This is a genomic window from Brevundimonas sp. (assembly GCF_030682035.1).
In the GTDB taxonomy this organism is placed as follows: Bacteria; Pseudomonadota; Alphaproteobacteria; order Caulobacterales; family Caulobacteraceae; genus Brevundimonas.
In genome coordinates this window covers 35003-53958 of record NZ_JAUXQZ010000018.1, presented here as the reverse complement: position 1 = coordinate 53958, position 18956 = coordinate 35003, and the positions used below count along the sequence as shown (strand labels likewise).

At 66.2% G+C, this 18956-nt stretch carries 28 protein-coding genes, 1 tRNA gene and 1 pseudogene; 25 read left to right on the top strand and 5 right to left on the bottom strand.

Annotated elements, in window-relative coordinates; genetic code table 11:
* The 22 genes and pseudogenes from tuf to Q8K49_RS04045 all read left to right on the top strand — a co-directional run.
* Nucleotides 1–295 (top strand): annotated as a pseudogene (gene tuf, locus Q8K49_RS04150) (elongation factor Tu); the annotation flags it as partial.
* A gap of 186 nt (nucleotides 296–481) precedes the next feature.
* Nucleotides 482–607, top strand: coding sequence for a hypothetical protein (locus tag Q8K49_RS04145; protein ID WP_305304288.1), 126 nt, complete (start codon nucleotides 482–484; stop codon nucleotides 605–607).
* 153 nt (nucleotides 608–760) lie between these two features.
* Nucleotides 761–2095, top strand: coding sequence for a hemolysin family protein (locus Q8K49_RS04140; RefSeq protein WP_305304286.1), 1335 nt, complete (start codon nucleotides 761–763; stop codon nucleotides 2093–2095).
* 111 nt (nucleotides 2096–2206) lie between these two features.
* Nucleotides 2207–2282 (top strand) — tRNA-Trp (locus Q8K49_RS04135).
* Nucleotides 2283–2346: 64 nt separating this feature from the next.
* On the top strand, nucleotides 2347–2637 hold the full coding sequence (secE, locus tag Q8K49_RS04130; protein WP_305304285.1) for a preprotein translocase subunit SecE: 291 nt from the start codon (nucleotides 2347–2349) through the stop codon (nucleotides 2635–2637).
* 12 nt (nucleotides 2638–2649) lie between these two features.
* Nucleotides 2650–3228: a transcription termination/antitermination protein NusG gene (gene nusG, locus Q8K49_RS04125; protein WP_305304283.1), complete on the top strand. Its 579-nt coding sequence runs from the start codon at nucleotides 2650–2652 to the stop codon at nucleotides 3226–3228.
* Nucleotides 3229–3525: 297 nt separating this feature from the next.
* Nucleotides 3526–3957, top strand: coding sequence for a 50S ribosomal protein L11 (gene rplK / locus Q8K49_RS04120; RefSeq protein ID WP_292124760.1), 432 nt, complete (start codon nucleotides 3526–3528; stop codon nucleotides 3955–3957).
* A 4-nt stretch (nucleotides 3958–3961) separates the two neighbouring features.
* The gene (gene rplA, locus Q8K49_RS04115) at nucleotides 3962–4651 is read left to right on the top strand and encodes a 50S ribosomal protein L1 (protein ID WP_305304281.1); all 690 of its coding nucleotides are present in this window, start codon (nucleotides 3962–3964) and stop codon (nucleotides 4649–4651) included.
* Nucleotides 4652–4743: 92 nt separating this feature from the next.
* Nucleotides 4744–5178, top strand: a complete 435-nt coding sequence (locus Q8K49_RS04110) for an NUDIX hydrolase (protein WP_305304280.1) — start codon at nucleotides 4744–4746, stop codon at nucleotides 5176–5178.
* Between the two features lie 58 nt (nucleotides 5179–5236).
* Entirely contained in the window at nucleotides 5237–5818 is a 582-nt protein-coding gene (locus tag Q8K49_RS04105) for a DUF2059 domain-containing protein (protein ID WP_305304278.1), read from the top strand.
* Between the two features lie 78 nt (nucleotides 5819–5896).
* Complete coding sequence (locus Q8K49_RS04100; RefSeq protein WP_305304277.1) at nucleotides 5897–7699, top strand: M3 family oligoendopeptidase; 1803 nt, start codon at nucleotides 5897–5899, stop codon at nucleotides 7697–7699.
* A gap of 36 nt (nucleotides 7700–7735) precedes the next feature.
* Entirely contained in the window at nucleotides 7736–8035 is a 300-nt protein-coding gene (locus Q8K49_RS04095) for a BrnT family toxin (protein ID WP_305304275.1), read from the top strand.
* Nucleotides 8004–8270 carry a BrnA antitoxin family protein gene (locus tag Q8K49_RS04090; protein WP_370867725.1) on the top strand — a complete coding sequence of 89 codons (267 nt, stop codon included), beginning with the start codon at nucleotides 8004–8006 and terminating at the stop codon, nucleotides 8268–8270. The genes Q8K49_RS04095 and Q8K49_RS04090 overlap by 32 nt, the downstream gene beginning before the upstream one ends.
* Before the next feature lie 60 nt (nucleotides 8271–8330).
* Complete coding sequence (locus Q8K49_RS04085) at nucleotides 8331–8573, top strand: aa3-type cytochrome c oxidase subunit IV (protein ID WP_305304273.1); 243 nt, start codon at nucleotides 8331–8333, stop codon at nucleotides 8571–8573.
* A 70-nt stretch (nucleotides 8574–8643) separates the two neighbouring features.
* Entirely contained in the window at nucleotides 8644–9777 is a 1134-nt protein-coding gene (locus Q8K49_RS04080; protein WP_305304271.1) for a Re/Si-specific NAD(P)(+) transhydrogenase subunit alpha, read from the top strand.
* A 47-nt stretch (nucleotides 9778–9824) separates the two neighbouring features.
* The gene (locus Q8K49_RS04075) at nucleotides 9825–10016 is read left to right on the top strand and encodes a hypothetical protein (RefSeq protein ID WP_305304270.1); all 192 of its coding nucleotides are present in this window, start codon (nucleotides 9825–9827) and stop codon (nucleotides 10014–10016) included.
* On the top strand, nucleotides 10016–10315 hold the full coding sequence (locus Q8K49_RS04070) for a hypothetical protein (protein ID WP_305304269.1): 300 nt from the start codon (nucleotides 10016–10018) through the stop codon (nucleotides 10313–10315). The genes Q8K49_RS04075 and Q8K49_RS04070 overlap by 1 nt, the downstream gene beginning before the upstream one ends.
* Before the next feature lie 23 nt (nucleotides 10316–10338).
* On the top strand, nucleotides 10339–10881 hold the full coding sequence (locus tag Q8K49_RS04065; RefSeq protein ID WP_305304267.1) for an endonuclease domain-containing protein: 543 nt from the start codon (nucleotides 10339–10341) through the stop codon (nucleotides 10879–10881).
* The gene (locus Q8K49_RS04060) at nucleotides 10882–11220 is read left to right on the top strand and encodes an NAD(P) transhydrogenase subunit alpha (RefSeq protein WP_305304265.1); all 339 of its coding nucleotides are present in this window, start codon (nucleotides 10882–10884) and stop codon (nucleotides 11218–11220) included.
* Complete coding sequence (locus Q8K49_RS04055; protein WP_305304264.1) at nucleotides 11217–11504, top strand: hypothetical protein; 288 nt, start codon at nucleotides 11217–11219, stop codon at nucleotides 11502–11504. Before Q8K49_RS04060 ends, Q8K49_RS04055 begins: the two co-directional genes overlap by 4 nt.
* Nucleotides 11505–11525: 21 nt before the next feature.
* Nucleotides 11526–12953: an NAD(P)(+) transhydrogenase (Re/Si-specific) subunit beta gene (locus tag Q8K49_RS04050; protein WP_305304262.1), complete on the top strand. Its 1428-nt coding sequence runs from the start codon at nucleotides 11526–11528 to the stop codon at nucleotides 12951–12953.
* A gap of 4 nt (nucleotides 12954–12957) precedes the next feature.
* Nucleotides 12958–13377, top strand: coding sequence for a hypothetical protein (locus tag Q8K49_RS04045; protein WP_305304261.1), 420 nt, complete (start codon nucleotides 12958–12960; stop codon nucleotides 13375–13377).
* Here Q8K49_RS04045 and Q8K49_RS04040 read toward each other — a convergent pair.
* The gene (locus Q8K49_RS04040; protein ID WP_305304260.1) at nucleotides 13360–14097 is read right to left on the bottom strand and encodes a DUF2442 domain-containing protein; all 738 of its coding nucleotides are present in this window, start codon (nucleotides 14095–14097) and stop codon (nucleotides 13360–13362) included. The two genes, Q8K49_RS04045 and Q8K49_RS04040, sit on opposite strands and share 18 nt — an antisense overlap.
* Nucleotides 14098–14354: 257 nt before the next feature.
* Between Q8K49_RS04040 and Q8K49_RS04035 the strand changes: the two genes are divergently transcribed.
* Nucleotides 14355–15080, top strand: coding sequence for an alternative oxidase (locus tag Q8K49_RS04035; protein WP_305304259.1), 726 nt, complete (start codon nucleotides 14355–14357; stop codon nucleotides 15078–15080).
* A 13-nt stretch (nucleotides 15081–15093) separates the two neighbouring features.
* Nucleotides 15094–15519 carry a DUF1801 domain-containing protein gene (locus Q8K49_RS04030; RefSeq protein WP_305304258.1) on the top strand — a complete coding sequence of 142 codons (426 nt, stop codon included), beginning with the start codon at nucleotides 15094–15096 and terminating at the stop codon, nucleotides 15517–15519.
* Here the strand turns inward: Q8K49_RS04030 and Q8K49_RS04025 are convergent, their stop codons facing one another.
* Nucleotides 15520–15750: a hypothetical protein gene (locus Q8K49_RS04025; RefSeq protein ID WP_305304256.1), complete on the bottom strand. Its 231-nt coding sequence runs from the start codon at nucleotides 15748–15750 to the stop codon at nucleotides 15520–15522.
* Nucleotides 15751–15835: 85 nt separating this feature from the next.
* Between Q8K49_RS04025 and Q8K49_RS04020 the strand changes: the two genes are divergently transcribed.
* Complete coding sequence (locus Q8K49_RS04020; RefSeq protein ID WP_305304255.1) at nucleotides 15836–16834, top strand: YafY family protein; 999 nt, start codon at nucleotides 15836–15838, stop codon at nucleotides 16832–16834.
* On the opposite strand, the gene Q8K49_RS04015 is transcribed toward Q8K49_RS04020, so the two are convergent.
* The 3 genes from Q8K49_RS04015 to Q8K49_RS04005 are packed head-to-tail and all read right to left on the bottom strand — an operon-like array spanning nucleotide 16823 to nucleotide 18892.
* Entirely contained in the window at nucleotides 16823–17119 is a 297-nt protein-coding gene (locus tag Q8K49_RS04015) for a type II toxin-antitoxin system RelE/ParE family toxin (RefSeq protein WP_305304254.1), read from the bottom strand. The genes Q8K49_RS04020 and Q8K49_RS04015 overlap by 12 nt on opposite strands.
* Nucleotides 17116–17409, bottom strand: a complete 294-nt coding sequence (locus Q8K49_RS04010) for a hypothetical protein (RefSeq protein WP_305304253.1) — start codon at nucleotides 17407–17409, stop codon at nucleotides 17116–17118. The genes Q8K49_RS04015 and Q8K49_RS04010 overlap by 4 nt, the downstream gene beginning before the upstream one ends.
* A 55-nt stretch (nucleotides 17410–17464) precedes the next feature.
* A complete protein-coding gene (locus Q8K49_RS04005; RefSeq protein ID WP_305304252.1) occupies nucleotides 17465–18892 on the bottom strand; it encodes a short-chain fatty acyl-CoA regulator family protein in 1428 nt (475 codons plus the stop codon).
* Nucleotides 18893–18956 lie beyond the last annotated feature (64 nt).

Sequence of the window (18956 nt, the reverse complement as noted above, 5' to 3'; positions counted from 1 at the left end):
CACCATCACCCCGCACACCAAATTCCTGGCCGAGGCCTATATCCTGACCAAGGAAGAGGGCGGCCGTCACACCCCGTTCTTCACCAACTACCGCCCGCAGTTCTACTTCCGCACCACGGACGTGACCGGCATCGTGCACCTCAAGGAAGGTGTCGAGATGATCATGCCCGGCGACAACGCCGAGCTGAACGTCGAGCTGATCACCCCGATCGCCATGGAAGAAAAGCTCCGCTTCGCCATCCGCGAAGGCGGCCGCACGGTTGGAGCAGGCGTGGTCTCCAAGATCACCGAGTAATCGGCGACCTCAAGTCCGCGTAACAGGGCCCCCGCCAGCGCAAGCCGGCGGGGGCTTTTGCTTGGCGCCACCTTCTCCCCTGGCGGGAGAAGGAGGGTTAAGGCGCCCCATCGTCGTGCATCCGCTTGCGCGGAACCCTGAACACCCCCCTACGTTCGCATTACGGACGTTAGGGATTCAGTAACCATGCTGCGCGCGCTTCGGATCGGCCTGTTCATCGGCACCTTCATCGGCATGTCGGCCTGTGCGGCGCTGCCTGACAACGGCTCGCGCGGGGCCTATGGCGGCGTCGAGGTCGGTCGCACGCGCTGATCTGATTTGCTGTGCGAAATCTGAGCCTTGCTGGACTGTGTCCGCAAGACCGATTTCGGCCTCGAAGGAATCCATGGCGGCGGGGGCGAAATCCCCCTATCATCCCGCCCGCGGACGCCGACTGTCGCGCCGCGCCGGTTTCGACCCCCCTGGATGTTAGCCTTCGCCATCGTCGTCGTTCTGCTTCTGGTGGTGCTAAACGGCCTGTTCGCCATGACCGAACTGGCGGTCGTCTCATCCCGCAAATCCAAGCTGCAAAGCCGCGCCGAACGCGGCGACAGGGGCGCGCGCGCCGCCCTGAAGTTGGCCGAAGAGCCGACCCATTTCCTGTCGGCCGTGCAGGTCGGCATCACCCTGATCGGGATCGCCGCGGGCGCCTATGGCCAGGCGGCCATCGCCGGCGAACTGGATCTCATCCTGACCGCGGCCTTTCCGTTCCTTGGCCATTGGGCGCAGATCATATCGACCACCCTGGTCATCATCTTCATCACCTATGTCTCGGTGATCGTCGGCGAACTGGTGCCCAAACGTCTGGCGCTGATCTTCCCGGAAGCGATCGCGTCCAAGATGGCGGCGCCGATCTCGACCGTGGCCATTGTGCTGAAGCCGTTCGTGGTGGTCCTGACCGCCTCGACCTCGGCCATCCTGAAGCTGATGAACGTCAAGGACCGCGACGGCTCGGACGTGACCCAGGAAGAGGTCGAGACGATGATCGCCGAGGGCACGGCGTCGGGTCTGATCGAGCCGGAAGAGCAGGAGATGATCGAGGAGATCCTGCGCCTCGGTGACCGCCCCATCCGGGTGGCCATGACGCCGCGCCACGAGGTCTTCTGGATCGCGCTGGACGACAGCGAGGAACAGCTGCGGCAGGAGGTGCGCACCTGCCCCTATTCCCGCATCGTCGTGGCGCGTGAGAACGACGTCGATAATCCGCTGGGCGTCATCCACAAGAAAGACCTGCTGGACAGCCTGCTCGACAACGGCGAGTTCAATGTCGAGCGTCTGGTGCAGACGCCGGCCTTCATCCCGCAGTCGACCTCGGTGCTCAAGGCGCTAGGGATCATGAAGGCCTCCAAGGTCCACATGGCCTTCCTGGTCGACGAGTACGGGGCCTTCGAGGGCGTGGTGACGGCGACCGACCTGCTGGAAATGATCGCCGGCGACTTCGACGAGGGTCACGACGACGCCGAGGTCAATGTGCGCCAGCGCGAGGACGGCAGCTGGCTGGTCGACGGCCAGACCGACATCGACGAACTGGCGGACACCCTGGGCGAGGATTTCGGCGAGGCCGACGGTTTCCACACCGTCGCCGGCCTGGTGCTGCACCAGCTTTCGCGGGTGCCGTCGGAAGGCGAAATCCTGCAGCTGGGCCGGTTCGAGGTCGAGGTCATCGACATGGACGACCGCCGCATCGACAAACTGTTGTTCAAACAGGTGGTCAAGCCGGAGGATGAGGCCCGGGCCGTGGCCGAACAGTACGACGATTAGCGCCCAATCCGCTTGAAAACCCCCGCGCGGTCGGGCATACGCCGCGGTCTGGCGGAGCCGAGCGCGCCTGGGGGGCGACCCTCCGGCGCGTTAGAGTTTTGTCCGGAACACAGGAGTGTAGCTCAGCTGGTAGAGCATCGGTCTCCAAAACCGAGGGTCGTGGGTTCGAGTCCCTCCACTCCTGCCACTTTTCACTGACGGTGCGGGTCCCCATCTGCATCGTCAGACTGCGTTGAAAACGAGAACCGAGCATGGCCAAGGCCAAGAGCCCTTCCGGGCGCCGTACACAGACCGTCCAGCCCGCCATAGTCGGCGCGGCCGTGGCGACTGACGCCGTGGCGCCGAAGAAGCGGACATCGATTCCGCAGTTCGCCAGCCAGGTTCGCGCCGAAGGGCGCAAGATCGTGTGGCCGAGCCGCAAGGAGACCTGGATCACCTCGGTGATGGTGTTCATCATGGTGCTGATCGCCGCGGTCTTCTTCTTCGTCGTCGACACCGGCCTGGGTTTCCTGTCGCGCTTCGTGCTCGCGATCGGCCAGTAAGAAAGACCCCTCATGACCGACGCAGCCCCTGCCAAGCCCGCCGCCAATCCCCGGCACAAGTGGTACATCGTCCACGCCTATTCGAACTTCGAGAAGAAGGTCGCCCAGCACCTGACCGATCAGGCGCGCCAGCAGGGTCTTGAGGACTGTTTCTCTGAAATTCTGGTCCCGACCGAGGACGTGGTCGAAATCCGTCGCGGCCGGAAGGTGAACTCCGAGCGCAAATTCTTCCCGGGCTATGTGCTGGTGAAGATGGAGATGACGGATGACGCCTATCACCTGGTCAAGAATACGCCGAAGGTGACCGGCTTCCTCGGCGCCGCGGGCGGCACCAAGCCGCTGCCGGTGTCCGAGAAGGAAGTCCAGAACATCATCGGCCAGGTGGAGGAGGGCGTCGAACGTCCCAAGCCCACCATCCGCTTCGACATCGGCGAGACCGTCAAGGTCATCGACGGACCCTTCGCCAGCTTCGAGGGCCAGGTCGAAAGCGTCGACGAGGACAGCGCCCGCCTGCGCGTGGCCGTGTCCATCTTCGGCCGCCCGACGCCGGTCGATCTGGAATACAATCAGGTCGAGAAGAACGCCTCGTAAGCGTCTCCCTCCCCCGAAGTGGGGAGGGACAACGGTCAGCGACCCGGGTGGGGAACGCCAGTTCCGCACGGACAGCGCCCGGCTTCGCAATTCCCCACCCGGGTTCGGCTCCGCCTCGCCGTCCCTCCCCATGAAGGGGAGGGAGAACGCGTTGCTTCAGTCCCTCGCTTCTGCTACACGCGCGCCTCGCTCTGTACAGGGCGGCGTGAGCGATCACGCAAATCCGTGGGAGGCAGCCATGCCAGACCACGGCTCACCGGTCCTGATTGAGTTCAGGGCCATCGTAAGGAGAGACCAATGGCCAAGAAGATTCTGGGCTATATCAAACTGCAGGTGCCGGCGGGTTCCGCCACGCCTTCCCCCCCGATCGGGCCGGCCCTCGGCCAGCGCGGCGTCAACATCATGGGCTTCGTCAAGGAGTTCAACGCCCGCACCGAGAAGGAAGTCAAAGGCACGCCCCTGCCGACGGTGATCACCGTCTATCAGGACAAGAGCTTCACCTTCGTCACCAAGACCCCGCCCGCGACCCACTTCATCAAACAGGCCGCAGGGATCACCTCGGGCTCCAAAATGACGGGCCGCGAAGTGGCCGGCAAGATCAAGCGCAGCCAGCTGCGTGAGATTGCCGAGAAGAAGATGAAGGATCTGAACGCGAACGACCTGGACGCCGCGACCAAGATCATCGAAGGCTCGGCTCGCGCCATGGGCCTCAACGTCGTGGAGGGCTAAGCACATGGCCAAGCAAACCAAGCGCACCAAGGCCCGCACCGGCGATACGCTGGTGAACATGCCGTTCGCCGACGCCATCAAGGCCGTCAAGGAAAACGCCACCGCCAAGTTCGACGAGTCGATCGAGATCGCCGTCAACCTGGGCGTCGATCCGCGTCACGCCGACCAGCAGGTCCGCGGCGTGGTGAACCTGCCTTCGGGCACGGGCCGTGACGTCCGCGTCGCCGTCTTCGCCAAGGACGCCAAGGCCGCTGAAGCCCTGGCCGCCGGCGCTGACATCGTGGGCGCCGAGGATCTGTACGAGAAGATCAACGGCGGCTTCATGGACTTCGACCGCGTCATCGCGTCCCCGGACATGATGGCCCTGGTCGGCCGTCTGGGTAAGGTGCTGGGCCCGCGCGGCCTGATGCCCAACCCCAAGGTCGGCACCGTGACCCCGAACGTCGCGCAAGCGGTCAAGGACGCCAAGGGCGGCGCGGTCGAGTTCCGCGTCGAGAAGGCCGGCATCGCCCACGGCGGCATCGGCAAGGCCTCCTTCACCCAGGAAGCCCTCGAAGCCAACGTGAAGGCCTATGTCGACGCCCTGCAACGCGCCCGTCCCTCGGGCGCCAAGGGCACCTATGTCAAACGCATCACCCTGTCCTCGACCATGGGACCGGGCTTCAAGATCGACCCGGCGTCGCTGAACGCCTGATACTGCTTGAACTGCAACGGAAAGGGCGGCGACCGCAGGTCTGCCGCCCTTTTTGTTTGCAAGGAATCCTCCGATGACGGACGGTTCCGGCGATGACGACCCCGACGATCCGCACTCCGCCGGCCGAACGGCGCCAAGTCGCCGCTCTGCCGTGGCGGCGAGGAGCAGAGGGGCTCGAGTTCATGCTGGTCACCTCGCGGGAGACCCGGCGCTGGGTCACGCCCAAGGGCGGACGGATGGCCGGCAAGACCGACGCCGAGTCCGCCGCGCAGGAAGCGCTGGAGGAGGCCGGGATCGAGGGGCGCATCACCGAAGCGCCGATCGGGACCTTCCGCTATCTCAAGGTGCTGAAGCGTCGCGCGTCGCGCTGGTGCGTGGTCGCGATCCATGCGCTGGAGGTGCGGTTCGAGCACCCCGTCTGGCAGGAGCAGGCCGAGCGCGATCGGGTCTGGATGTCGGCCGAACAGGCAGCGGCCTGCGTCAGCGAGCCGGATCTGGCCGAGATCATCCGCGCCTACCAACCATGATCGGGGGTTGTGCCGGGCGCAGTGCCGCGTGATCATGGGCCAAACGGGGGGACTGAGTATGCGTTTCATGATTGTCTGTCTGGCTGCGATTTTCGCGGTCGTGGCGTTTCCGGCCGCGCCCAGCGCCGCGCAGCAGGTGGAACAGGCCGCGACATCGCCATCTCCACGCCGGATGGCGCTGACGCGGCAGTATCTGGACCTGTTGATGACGGACCAGTTCGAGGGCGTGCTCCATCAAATGCTCGGCGCGGAGTTCGAGAACGACAGCGAGATTCAGGCGATGCCGGACGAGGACCGTCGCATGCTGTTGAGCCTGACCGCCGAACTGACCGCCGATATGGTGCCGCAGATGATCACGGAGATGGTTCCCGTCTATGCCGCCACCTTCACCGAAGAAGAACTGACCGCCCTGGTCGCCTTCTATGACACCCCCTTGGGCCGTTCGATCGCCGACAAGTCGATCGAGGTCATGCCTGAGGCTGATCGCGCGGTCATGAGCGTGGTGCCGCAACTGCTCGAAAAGATGGCGACCCGGATGTGCCAGCACTACGGCTGCTCTCCCGAGGAGCAGCGGGAGATGCTGGAGGGCATGCGTGAAGGCGCAGGCTTGGCACCTTCGAGCGCTGTCCGCAGCAAGTAGCCGCCAGCAGGGCGCGGTCGGCATGAGTATGGGCGCGCAATGTTGCGCCGGGCCGCCCGCATCCCCACAACGAAGGGCATGAACGCACCTTTCAAGACCCCCGCCGATCCGCTGGACGCCCCCCTGTGGGACCTGTCCGACCTGTACGCCTCGCGCGAGGATGCCCGGATCGAGGCCGACCTGAACCGTACGCGCGGCATGGTCGATGAGCTGAACGCCTTGCAGGGCAAGCTGGTCGAGGCGCGGGCCGAGCCGGCGGTGCTCGGCGAGCGACTGGACCGGGCGGTGAGCCTGTACGAACAGGCGTCGGACGTGCTGGGCGCGTTGGGGGCCTATGCCTTTCTGGCGGCCTCGACCAACCGCAGCGATGCGGCGGCCCAGGGCTTCGAGGCGACTGTGCGGGAGAAGTTGACGGCCATCGCCACGCCGACCGTCTGGGTCACGTTGGAGGTCAACCAGCTGGAGGAGGTCGAGATCGAGGCGGCGCTGGCGGCGCATCCCGGCGCGGCGCGCTGGCGGCCCTGGCTGCGGCGGGTGCGGGCGATGAAGCCGCACGAGCTGTCCAACGAACTGGAGACCTTCCTGGCCGAGCGCGGGCCGATCAGCGCCCAGTGGCCGCGGCTGTTCGACGAGACGCTGGCGGCGATGAAGGTCAGGGCGGGCAAGGACGAACTGACTTTGTCAGAGGCGCTGAACCGGCTGTCGGACCCCAAGGCGGCGCGGCGCAAGGGCGCGGCCGAGGGGCTGAACGAGGCGCTGGCGGCGCGGACCCAGACCATGGCGCTGGTGATGAACACGGTCGCGGCCGACAAGGCGCTGGAAGACAAATGGCGGGGCTTCAAGCGCCCGGCGGACGCGCGCCACCTGTCCAATGAGGTCGACGGCGAGTCGGTCGACGCCATGACCCAGGCCGTGGCCGCCGCCTATCCGAAACTGTCGCACCGCTATTACGCGCTCAAGGCCCGGGCCATGGGCCGGGCGAAACTGGACCAGTGGGACCGCAACGCCCCGATCGAGACGACGGCGCCGCGCGGCTACGACTGGGCGGCGGGCAAGGCGCTGGTGCTGGAAAGTTTCGCCGATCTCGGCCCGGAGTTCGCGGACCGGGCCGGCGGATTCTTTGACAAGCCGTGGATCGACGGCAAGGCGCGGCCGGGCAAACAGTCGGGTGCCTATGCCCACCCGGTGACCTCGGACCGGCACCCCTATGTGTTCCTGAACTGGATGGGCGAGCGGCGAGACGTGCTGACGTTGGCGCATGAGCTGGGGCACGGGGTGCACCAGATGCTGGCCGCGGGGCAGGGGTCGTTGCTTGCGGATACGCCACTGACGCTCGCCGAGACGGCCTCGATCTTCGCTGAGGGTCTGACCTTCGATCGGCTTTTGACGACGGCGCCCAAGGCCGAGCAGCGTGGCCTGCTGGCGGGGCGGATCGAGGACGGGCTCAACACCGTCGTGCGTCAGATCGCCTTCCACCGGTTTGAGACCCGCTTCCACGACGAGCGGGCGGCGGGCGAGGTCGCGGTCGGACGGATCGGCGAGCTGTTCCTGGAGGAAATGGGCGCGTCGCTGGGCCCGGCGGTGACGCTGAACCCCGGCTACGAAAACTGGTGGAGCTATGTCAGCCACTTCGTCCACTCGCCCTTCTATGTCTATGCCTATGCCTTCGGAGACTTGCTGGTGGCCGCGCTGATGGAGACGCGGGCCAGGGATCCCGAGGGCTTCACGCCCCTGTACCGGGCGCTGCTCGCGGGCGGCGGATCGCGCGGCTATGTCGAGGCCCTGGCCCCGTTCGGCCTAAACCCGCGAGACCCGGCGTTCTGGAGCATCGGCTGCCGGCGGCTGGAGCGGTTGATCGATCAGTTTGAGGCGGTGGCTTGATATTGTAAGTACAAATCTGTATGTATGAGGGGGCCGATGACGTTCGACTGGGACGAGGCGAAGGCACGGAGTAATCTGATCAAGCACGGCGTCGCGTTCGATGTGGCCATCAAGGTGTTTGACGATCCGGCAGCAATCAGCGGCCATGACCGGGTCGTCGATGGTGAAGAGCGGTGGAGAACAGTCGGACGGATCGGCTTCACCACCATATTTTTCGTCGGCCACACATGGCTTGATGAAGATGGCGAAATCTACGTGCGCGTGATCACAGCCCGAAAGGCGAACAGACGTGAAATCCAGGGATATGAAACCGGCAACGAGGGATATCTCAGCTGAATTGGCCGCTATCGAAGCGATGACGGACGATCAGATCGACTACAGCGATGCCCCAGCAGTGACAGACTTCAGTGGATGGCGACGTGGCGTGTTCTACCGCCCCCAGAAGCAGGCTGTGACCATCCGGCTGGACGCCGATGTGGTGGCCTGGTTCAAGGGCAGCGAACCGAAATACCAGACCGCCGTGAACCGGGTGTTGCGCGACTATATGCTCAGCCATCGCAAGTCGGCTTGAGCCTGAGCCAAGGCCCGCTATAAAGCGGCCACCGATTGATCTGAGTCCCGGACAACACCCATGGCCGATCCGCATGATGCTTCCGATCACTACGTCCGCGGTTCGCAGGAGATCAGCGAACAGGAATCGACGTTTGACGCCTTCGTCGGCCTGGCCAAATGGGGCTCGCTGACCATCTCGGCGACCCTCCTGTTCCTGACCATGTGGTTCCAGCCGGGCGGCAGCTTCATCGGCGGCGCGATCGCGGCGGTGGTGCTGCTGGTGGCCGGGTATTTCTTGCTGAAGTCCAAGCCTTCACACTAGGGGCACAGCCGCTTTGACGCGCCGTCCCGGATAAGCCTAACGTCGTCCGTCGAGAGACGGAGGGATTCGCTTGGCTGTCGCCATCGCTGTGACCCGCGAACGCCGAGACGGCGAGACGCGCTGCGCCATCACCCCGGAAACGGTGAAGAAATTCGTCGCCATGGGCGCGACCGTGACGGTCGAGGCCGGGACCGGCGCCGGCTCCTCCATTCCGGATGACGACTACGCCGCTGCGGGCGCGACCGTGGCCAAGGACACCAAGGCGGTCCTGTCGGGCGCCGACATCGTGCTGAAGGTGCGCGGGCCGACGGCGCAGGAGACCAGCGCGCTGAAGCCGGGCGCGATCGTCGTGGCCCTGCTGGACGCCTGGCGCGACAGGGAGACGGTGACGGCTCTGGCCGGGGCCAACGCCACCGCCTTCGCCATGGAGTTCGTGCCGCGGATTTCGCGGGCGCAGGTGATGGACGCCCTGTCGTCTCAGGCGAACCTCGCCGGCTATCGCGCGGTGATCGAGGCGGCCTGGGCCTATGGCAAGGGCTTTCCGATGATGATGACGGCGGCGGGCACGGTGGCGCCGGCCAAGGTCTTCATCATGGGCGTGGGCGTGGCGGGCTTGCAGGCCATCGCCACGGCGCGGCGCATGGGGGCGGTGGTCACGGCCACCGACGTCCGTCCCGCGACCAAGGAACAGGTGGAATCACTGGGCGCCAAATTCCTCGCCGTCGAGGATGAGGAGTTCAGGAACGCCCAGACGGCCGGCGGCTACGCCAAGCCGATGAGCCCGGAGTATCAGGCCAAACAGGCCGAACTGACCGGCGAGCACATCAGGAAGCAGGACATCGTCATCACCACCGCCCTGATCCCCGGCCGCGCGGCGCCGGTGCTGGTCAGCGCGGCCCAGGTGGCGACGATGAAGCCGGGCTCGGTGCTGATCGACCTGGCGGTCGAGGCGGGGGGCAATGTTGAAGGGGCCAAGGCCGGCGAGGTGGTGACCACCGCCAACGGCGTGTCGATCGTCGGCCATACCAATCTGCCGGGCCGGATCGCGGCGGACGCCTCGGCGCTCTACGCCAAGAACCTGGTCGCCTTCGTCGGGCTGATGATTGTTGACGGGGCGCTCGCGCTGGATATGGAGGACGAGATCCTCAAGGCGTCGGCGGTGACGCACGGCGGGGCCGTGGTGCATGAGGGGGTGAGGGGGTGATCGGGCCAAGACTGCGAAAAGGACTGACGATTGCTGCTTGGGGGCTGATGCTGTTCGGCCCGCTCCTGACCCTGATCACCCTCTACGAGATCGCCACGAGTCAGAACTTCGCGTTTGCCAATGAGGTCGGCCGCGCGTGGTTCAGCCTTGTCGTCGGGCTCGTGAGTCCGGTTGTCCAAGGCGGCGTCCTTCTGGTCCTTCTGAGCATCGACCAACGCATCCAGAATCGAGGTTCCTGATGGAACACGTCGAGCCGTTTCGCGCGACTCCCTTCCCCCTCGACGGGGGAAGGGTCGGGGTTGGGGGTGTGCGCACCGGTTTCGCCGAGGATGGCGACAAAGGCTTCGACGGCGCCTCCCGCATCCTGACCCCCTACGCCGGCGCGAACACCCCCACCCAACCCTCCCCCGTCGAGGGGGAGGGCTTTTCGCAGTTCGCCCGGACTGATCGGGTGTCCGGCAAGCTGGTGCGTCGGGCGCAAGGCTTGCGGGCGATGCCGACGTGGACTGAGGCGAAGCTGTGGGATCGTCTGCGCTGATGGAACACCTTGATCCCCTCCGCGTGTCTCCCTTCCCCCTCGACGGGGGAAGGGTCGGGGTTGGGGGTGCGCGCGCCGGTTTCGCCGAGGATGGCGCGAAAGGCTTCGACGGCGCCTCCCGCGCTCCGATCGCCGACGCCAGCGCGAACACCCCCTCCCAACCCTCCCCCGTCGAGGGGGAGGGCTTTTCGCGGTTCGGCCGGACGGATCAAGTTTCGGGCAGGATGGTGCGTCGGGCGCAAGGCTTGCGGGCGCAGCCGACCTGGACCGAGGCCAAACTGTGGGATCGGTTGCGCCAGCTGTCGGTGCGCTTCAGGCGACAGGCGCCAATGGGGCGCTTTGTGGTCGATTTTGTCTGTCATCGCGCCAGTCTCGTGATCGAGGTTGACGGCGGCGTGCATGAGCGCCCGGACGTGGCGGCGCGTGACTTCGAGCGGGACGCATGGCTCGTCAGCCAAGGCTATGCCGTGCTTCGGTTCTGGACGCGTGAGGTCCAGAACGACATCGATGGCGTGGTCTCCTCCATCCGGAACGCCATCTCCAACCGCCTGAAAAAGGTGACCTGAATGGAACATGTCGATCCCACCATCTTCCGCCTGGCCATTTTCGTGCTGGCGATCTTCGTCGGCTACTACGTCGTCTGGTCTGTGACCCCGGCCCTGCACACGCCCCTGATGGCGGTGACCAACGCCATCTCCTCGGTGATCGTGGTCGGTGGGCTGATCGCCGCGGCGGCCTTCAGCGGTGACGAAGGCCCAAACGGCTGGATCGCCAAGGGGGCCGGCGTGGCCGCCGTGACCCTGGCCAGTGTCAATATCTTCGGCGGCTTCATGGTCACCCGACGAATGCTGGCCATGTACCGCAAGAAGGAAAAGCCCAGGGCTGCGGAGGCGGCCAGGGCGTGACCCTCGACCCGCTCCAGCTCGCGGTCGGCGCGTCATGGGTCGCCACGGGACTCGGGGCGGGGCTGTGGCTGTGGAGCTGGCTCCGCGAGAAGGACGCCATCCGCAAGCTGAGATTCCTCGACTGCGGGGTGGTGCTGCTGTTCGCCTCGATCCTGTTGCGCATCGTCGCCCAGGACCGGCCGATGAGCATGTGGGACTGGGCCATGATCTTCGTCGCGCCGCTGTTCATCGCGGCCGCCCTGTGGCGGCTGGCGCGCACGGCCTGCCCCCCGCCCGGACGATGAGAATGAGGGAAGATTGACCGCATGAACGCATCCTTCGCGGCCCTGGCCTATCTGGTCTCCGGCGTCCTGTTCATCCTCAGCCTGCGCGGGCTGTCGAGCCCGGAGACGAGCCGTCAGGGCAATACCTTCGGCATGATCGGCATGGCGCTGGCCGTCGGGGTGACCCTGCTGACCCTGTGGACCGCCGGCACGCTGGACACCCTGACCCTGGGCCTGATCGCGGGCGGGGTGGTCGTCGGCGGCGGGGCCGGGGCCCTGATCGCCGGCAAGGTGCAGATGACCCAGATGCCTCAGCTGGTCGCGGCCTTCCACTCGCTGGTCGGCATGGCCGCCTGTCTGGTGGCCATCGGCGCCGTCTATGCGCCCGACAGCTTCGGGATACTGAACGTCGCCGGCGACCCGGACAGCGGCATCAAGACCCTGTCGATCATCGAACTGTCGCTGGGCATCGCCATCGGCGCCGTGACCTTCACCGGCTCGGTCATCGCCTTCGCCAAGCTGGATGGGCGGATGTCAGGCGCACCGATCCTGCTGCCCATGCGGCACCTGATCAATATCGGTCTGGCGCTCGGTCTGGTGCTGCTGATCGGGGTGATGATCGGCTCGGGCGGAACAGCGACCTGGGCGTTCTGGGGCGTGTTCCTGATCGCGCTGATCCTCGGCGCCACCCTGATCATCCCTATCGGCGGGGCCGACATGCCGGTGGTGGTGTCGATGCTCAACTCCTATTCGGGCTGGGCCGCGGCGGCGCTTGGCTTCACCCTGGAGAACATCGCCCTGATCATCACCGGGGCGCTGGTCGGCAGCTCGGGCGCGATCCTGAGCTACATCATGTGCAAGGCCATGAACCGAAGCTTCATCTCGGTGATCCTGGGCGGTTTCGGCGGCGATGCGGCGACGGGCCCGGCCGGCGCGGTCGAAACCCGACCGGTCAAACAGGGCTCGGCCGAGGACGCCGCCTTCATCATGAAGAACGCCTCCAAGGTCATCATCGTGCCCGGCTACGGCATGGCCGTGGCCCAGGCCCAGCATGCGCTGCGCGAGATGGCCGACAAGCTGAAGGCCGAGGGGGTCGAGGTGAAATACGCCATCCACCCCGTCGCCGGCCGTATGCCCGGCCATATGAACGTCCTGCTGGCGGAGGCCAATGTGCCCTATGACGAGGTGTTTGAACTGGAGGACATCAACAGCGAGTTCTCGAGCTGCGACGTCGCCTTCGTCATCGGCGCCAATGACGTCACCAACCCGGCCGCCAAGACCGACCCGCAGAGCCCGATCTACGGCATGCCGGTGCTGGACGTGGAGAAGGCGGGGACGGTGCTGTTCATCAAGCGCGGCATGGCGGCGGGCTATGCGGGGGTGGAGAATGAGCTGTTCTTCCGCGACAATACGATGATGCTGTTCGCGGATGCGAAGAAGATGGTCGAGGGGATCGTGAAGGGGCTTTGAGGTGATGAGCACATCTCTTGCCCTGACCGCCGTCCTGCCGCTTGTCGGTATCCTGATCGGTGCTGGCCTCCAGTACTTCTTTGGCCGGTCGCTCGAAGCCCGTAAGCATATACAGACCCAGAAGGGTCAGGCCTACGCTGACTATTTCAAAGCATTCTCCACGATAGCGACAGTCGGACGGACCAAGGAGACTCTGTCGGCAGTGCTGGATGCCAAGACGCGGATTTGCGTATACGGCTCAGACGAAGTGGTGAAACGGCTGGCCGCGTTCGAACGCTCGGGGGCGACAACGAACTCAGGCGAGAGCCATGCGCTCGTAGCGGCTCTTCTGAGCGCGATGCGTCAAGATGTCGGTGCGTCGAGGTCTGCTGCAAATACGAGAGACGTCGGGGTCGTCGTGTTTGGTTCAGACTGGCGCGGATGATGTCTCGTTTCGTAGGCTTCGCCCGATGGTCCGCAACTTCGACAGGCTGATCGTTCGCTGGCCGTTGGCCGCCTGGAGCCCGCCGCACGCCTGCCAGACAGGCTCGCCTTCGCCATAGTAGACGATCTCGGAGAACCCGAAGTCAAACACGCGCATGACCAGCAGACGGTCGCACGTCGCGCGCAGGGCCACCGTCGATCCGCCGGTCAGCTTGATCTGGACCTTTCGGCCCAGATCGTCCTCGGCGTCGTGGCCGGGGTGGGATGCGGGGTAGAGTGTCAGGCCAAGAGCTTCGGCGGCGATCACTTCGCCGATGGAGCCGACAAGGTGTCCGTCGGGCGTGAACTTCCGTCCCGGGTATTTCTGCTCCAGCGCATAGACGGCGTGATAAATCGCCTCGACCTGATGCGGCAGCCGAACCAGTCGTCCGATTGTGTCCGACGCGACAACGCCTCCATCGGACACAAGCGCGCCTGCATCGCGCATTTCCATATAGAGCGCGTCCGCGCACCAGTCGAACCCGTTTGGCCAGGCCAGGAACCGCGGAGAGAACATCACGCGGTCGAAATAGTCCGACTTGAGCAACGGACGAACGACGGGTCCAGGCCGTTCCTTCAGGCACGAGAAGTCCCAGTCTCCGGACAGACCGTTGGCGAACCATATGCGCAGACGGTGGGGTCCGATCCGGGCGACACCGGCGATATCGACCATCTCGATCATGGGTGTTCTCCAGTGGCGGAGAATATCACGGACTGGTTGTGGTGTCGAAATCGGCGAGGTTGGTGCGTCCAAAGAACTGGGTCCGGGCGTTCGCCGGGATGAGCGGAGGGGTAGGGCGGTATTCGCCGTCCTCAAAACCCCCGCTGCGTCAACCTGTCCGCCCTTTGCGACATCGCGTCCGGCCCTCCGCACCCCCTCGCGCGTTATGATCCCGTGCGCCGGCCCATCGCGGCCAAGGCGCCTGAAAGACTGTCTCCATGGTCAACACAATCCTCGCCCCCGACGACCGGGCCCTCGATGAGGAGAAGGACGCCGAGCCCGTCATCCACCACGAGCCGAAGGGGTTCTCCGACAAATTCGCCCTCGGCTTCACCAAGGTTCTGCGGTTCTCCGCCGACACCTTCTTCGCCAAGAAATACGGCCACCGGGCCATCGTTCTCGAAACCGTCGCCGCCGTGCCCGGCATGGTCGGGGCGACGCTGAACCATCTGCGCTGCCTGCGAGAGATGAAGGACGACGAAGGCTGGATCCGGACCCTGATGGAGGAGGCCGAAAACGAGCGGATGCACCTGATGACCTTCATCGAGGTGGCCAGGCCGACCTGGTTCGAGCGGCTGGTGGTGCAGCTGGCGCAGGCGATCTTCTACATCGGCTTCTTCCTGCTCTACCTGATCTCGGCGCGGACGGCGCATCGGGTGGTCGGCTATTTCGAGGAGGAGGCGGTGATCAGCTACAGCCTGTATCTGAAGGAGATCGACGAGGGCCGCTCGCCCAACGTCCCGGCCCCGGCCATCGCCATCCACTACTGGAAGCTGCCGGCCGATGCGACGCTGCGCGACGTCGTGATCAAGGTCCGGGCCGATGAGGCGCACCATCGCGACGTCAACCACGGCTTCGCCAGCACTCTGGCCAAGCTGCCGCCCAGTCCTGTACCGTCGGCGCCGTACCCGCCCCACGCCACGGAGCTGAGGGGCGCGGCCTGAGGGGAGGCCGACGATGGCCTATGAAGCCAGGACCACACCGACCGAGGTCTCGGTTGCGGATTTCATCGCGGCCGTCGAGAACGTGCAGCGCCGCGCGGACGCGGAGATCCTGTGCGCCCTGTTCGAGGAGATCAGCGGCGAGCCGCCGACGATGTGGGGACCGTCGATCATCGGCTTCGGGCGGTATCACTACAAGTACGCCAGCGGGCATGAAGGCGACGCGCCCCGACTCGGCTTCTCGCCCCGCAAGGCCCAGACGGTCGTCTACGTCATGTCCGGGTTCGAGGGACAGGAAGCCATGATCGCGCGCATCGGCAAGGTGAAGACCAGCGTGGCGTGCATGTACGTGAACCGTCTCGACCAGATCGACCTGGGCGTCCTGCGCGAAATGGCCGTCGCGTCGCTGGCGCAGATGCGCGAGCTGTACCCCGAGGGCTGATCAGGCCGCCATGCGGAAGTCTTCGGCCGGGTCGAAGGCCGGGCGGGCCTCGTCCCACAGGGCGTCCTCGTCGGCGTAGCGCGCCGACAGGCGGGCGTCGATGACGTCGATCACCTGTTCTTCCAGCCGGTCCCAGATCACGGCCAGATCGCTGCAACCGTCGGCCTCGCACGGCACGATCAGATAGCGGCCGGCGGCGACGGCGGCGTGGGGAGCGAATGAGCGGGCCATGGGATGTCTCCGGCAAGGGGCGTCTGTTGGGATTCACCTTGAAGCAGCGTTGCGTCAAAAACGGTCGCATGCGAACTTTGGTTCCATGAGACAGGACAAGGCGGCCGTGGTGATCGAGTTGGCGCGGCGGATGGCCGCCAGCGCCGAAGGCCTGACCCTGGACGAGATGGCGCAGGAAAGCGGCGTCGGCCGTCGCACCGCCGAGCGGATGCGGGATGCGGTCCTGGCCCTCTATCCCGCCGCCGAGGAGGTGTCAGACCCCCCGACCAAGCGTTGGCGCATCCGCGGCGGCCTGTCGGCCTTTGAACAGGCCCCGACGACGACCGAACTGGTCGAGCTCAGCAAGGCGGCGCAGGGATTGCGGGCGGCGGGCGAACCCGGCCGGGCGGCTGCGCTGGAGGGGCTGGAGCGCAAGCTGAAGTCGGCCATGCGCTCGACGACGCTGAATCGGCTGGCGCCCGATCTTGAGGCGCTGGTGCGGGCCGAGACCATCGCGGTCCAGGCCGGGCCGCGCCCGTCGGCGGACGAGGCGGTGCTGGCCGAGATTCGGCAGGCGATCCTGGCGGGCCGGCCGTTGGGCTTCCTCTATAGTCGGCCGGGGGTGGAGGCGCGGCGGCGCAGCCTGGCCCCGTGCGGGGTAATGTTCGGCCGCGCCAACTATCTGGTCGCCGCCGACCGTGAGAGCGGACGGATCCAGACCTTCCGCCTCGACCGCATGAGCGCGGTCCGGGCCGAGGACGGGGTGGCCGCTCCGCCGTCGGACTTCGACCTGCAGGCCTTCGCCAGCCAGTCGTTCGGCATCTATCAGGACGAGATCGAGGATGTGGTGCTGAGGGTGACGCCGGGCGGCGCGGCCGAGGCCCGGGCTTGGCGCTGGCATCCGACGCAGACGGTTGAGGATCGCGGGGACGGCGGGGTCGAGGTGCGGTTCCGGGCAAGCGGGATGCGCGAGCTGGCCTGGCATCTGTTCAGCTGGGGCGACCAGGTCGAGATCGTCGCGCCGGTGCGGCTGAAGATGGTGATGGCCGAGGCGTTGAAGGCGGCGCTGGGGGCGCTGGCCCGGACGAACGGTTCAGTCGCCTGATCCGTGCCGGTCCTCGCGCATGTGGAATATGCGCGCGACGATTACGGCGTCATGTTTGACACGAAATTGCACGACGTAGCCGCTCTTGCCGAAACGAATATCGAACTCGTGCAGGTCGGCCGATATGCGACGCGCCCGGGCGGGCATGCGGGCCAACGATCGAAGCCCGAGCGTGATCGCATCGCCCGCGCGGCGCGCCGTTGTTTCACTATGCTCGGCCAGAAAATCGACGAGCCGCACCAGATCCCGCTCTGCCTGGGGCACCAGCTCGACCCGGTAGATCACCGCTTTCGGGCCAGGGCGGCTTCCAGCGCGTCATCGAATGTCTTCAGCGCATCCTCGAGTGGAATCGAAACGCCTGTGCGGTCGTATTCCTCCAGACGGCAATTGGCCTCGGTCCAGTCGTGCGGCCCCTCGAACATCGCGACGCCTTCAGCGACCCCCGGCGAGGACAGGGCGGCCGCGATGATCTCGACCACGTAGTGCTCGACCGACAGACCCGCAGCGGTCGCGGCGGCTTCCAGTCGCGCCAGGGTCGGCGGGTCAAGCTCGATTGTCAGGGGACGTCCAGCCATGGCCTAGGCTACCAGACGTGCGATGGCTGATCTACCAACCGGAGATGGGCGACGCTCATCCCCCCGCGAACGGATACGGGCTCACTGACTTGGCCCAGTCGTCCACCACCAGCGGGCGGTCGATGGGCGGGGCGGCGCGTTCGGCGCAGGGATGGCGGTGGCACAGGCGGCAGGCGGGGCCGATGGGGGTGACCTCGGGTGATGTCAGGTCGAGGCCACGAGCGTAGGTCAGGCGGTGGGCGTATTTCAGTTCGCAGCCCAGGCCGATGGCGAGGTCCTGGCCCTCGGTGAAGGCGCCAAAGGACGATCCTGCGCCCTGGCGATCGACGGTGCGGGCCAGGGTGAACCAGCGACCCCCGTCTGGTGTCTCGATGATCTGGGTGATGATCTTGCCCGGCGTGCGGAAGGCGGAGTGCAACCGCCAGCGCGGGCAGGCGCCGCCGAAGCGCGAGAAAGGAAAGACGCCCGAGGCGAACCGCTTGGAGATGTTGCCCGCTTGATCGACCCGCATGAGGAAGAAGGGCACCCCCCGCGCCGTGGGCCGCGACAGGGTGGTCAGGCGGTGCGCGGCCTGTTCATAGCTGACGCCAAACCGCGCCTGCAGACGCCCAAGGTCGTAGCCGGTGTCCTCCGCCGTGCGCTGGAACGGGCCGTAGGGCATCAGGATGGCGGCGGCGAGGGTGTTGGTCAGGGACACCTTGAGCAGGCGGCGGGTGGGCTCGTCGGGCGCCGCGGCCGCTTCGGCGAGGGCCATCAGTTCGGCGTCATGCTCCGACAGGGCCAGTTGGAAGGCGACGGCGAAGGCGCGGGAGGCGGGGCCCAGGGTCTCGGACAACAGGAGCCGTTTGCGGTGCGGGTCGTAGCGGCGGGTCCATTCGACCATGACCTCGGCAGGCAGGGTGCGGACGCTGAGGCCATGGCGGGACTGGAGGCGGGTGCGAACCTGAGTCTCGAACGGCTCGCTGGGCGCCTCGGCGGCGAGGGCATCGGCCAAGGTTTCGCCGAGGGCGTCGAGTTCAGGAAAGTGGTTGCGGCGCGCCTGGATGTATTCGCGCACCCGGTCGGCGGGACTATCGTCGGCGGCGCCGGTCTCCGCGCCGTCGCGGGCGCGGCGGTCGGAGAAGGCGCGATACAGGCGCAGCAGGGCGTCAGCCGCGGCGGGCTGGTCCTCGGCCAGCTGGACAATCTCGTGGCGCGGTACGGTCAGGCCCTGGAACACAGGATCGGCAAAGGCCTCAGCCAGCTCGGCTTCGGAGGCCGGACCGGCGGACTGACCGAGGGTGCGGAGGTCGACGTCATAGGTGTCAGCCAGCCGCAGCAGCAGCTGGGCCGAGACAGGACGCTGGTTGCGCTCGATATGGTTCAGGTAGGAGGGGGAGACGCCGAGATCGCCAGCCATGGCCGTCTGGGTCAGGGCCAGATCGCGACGCAGCCGCTTGAGGCGGCCTCCGAGGAACAGTTTGCGGTCAGCGGCGACATCCATGTCCACAGTTTGTCACAAGATGACTTAATAGTATATGTCATGTTGTGACTGAATGACGCGAATA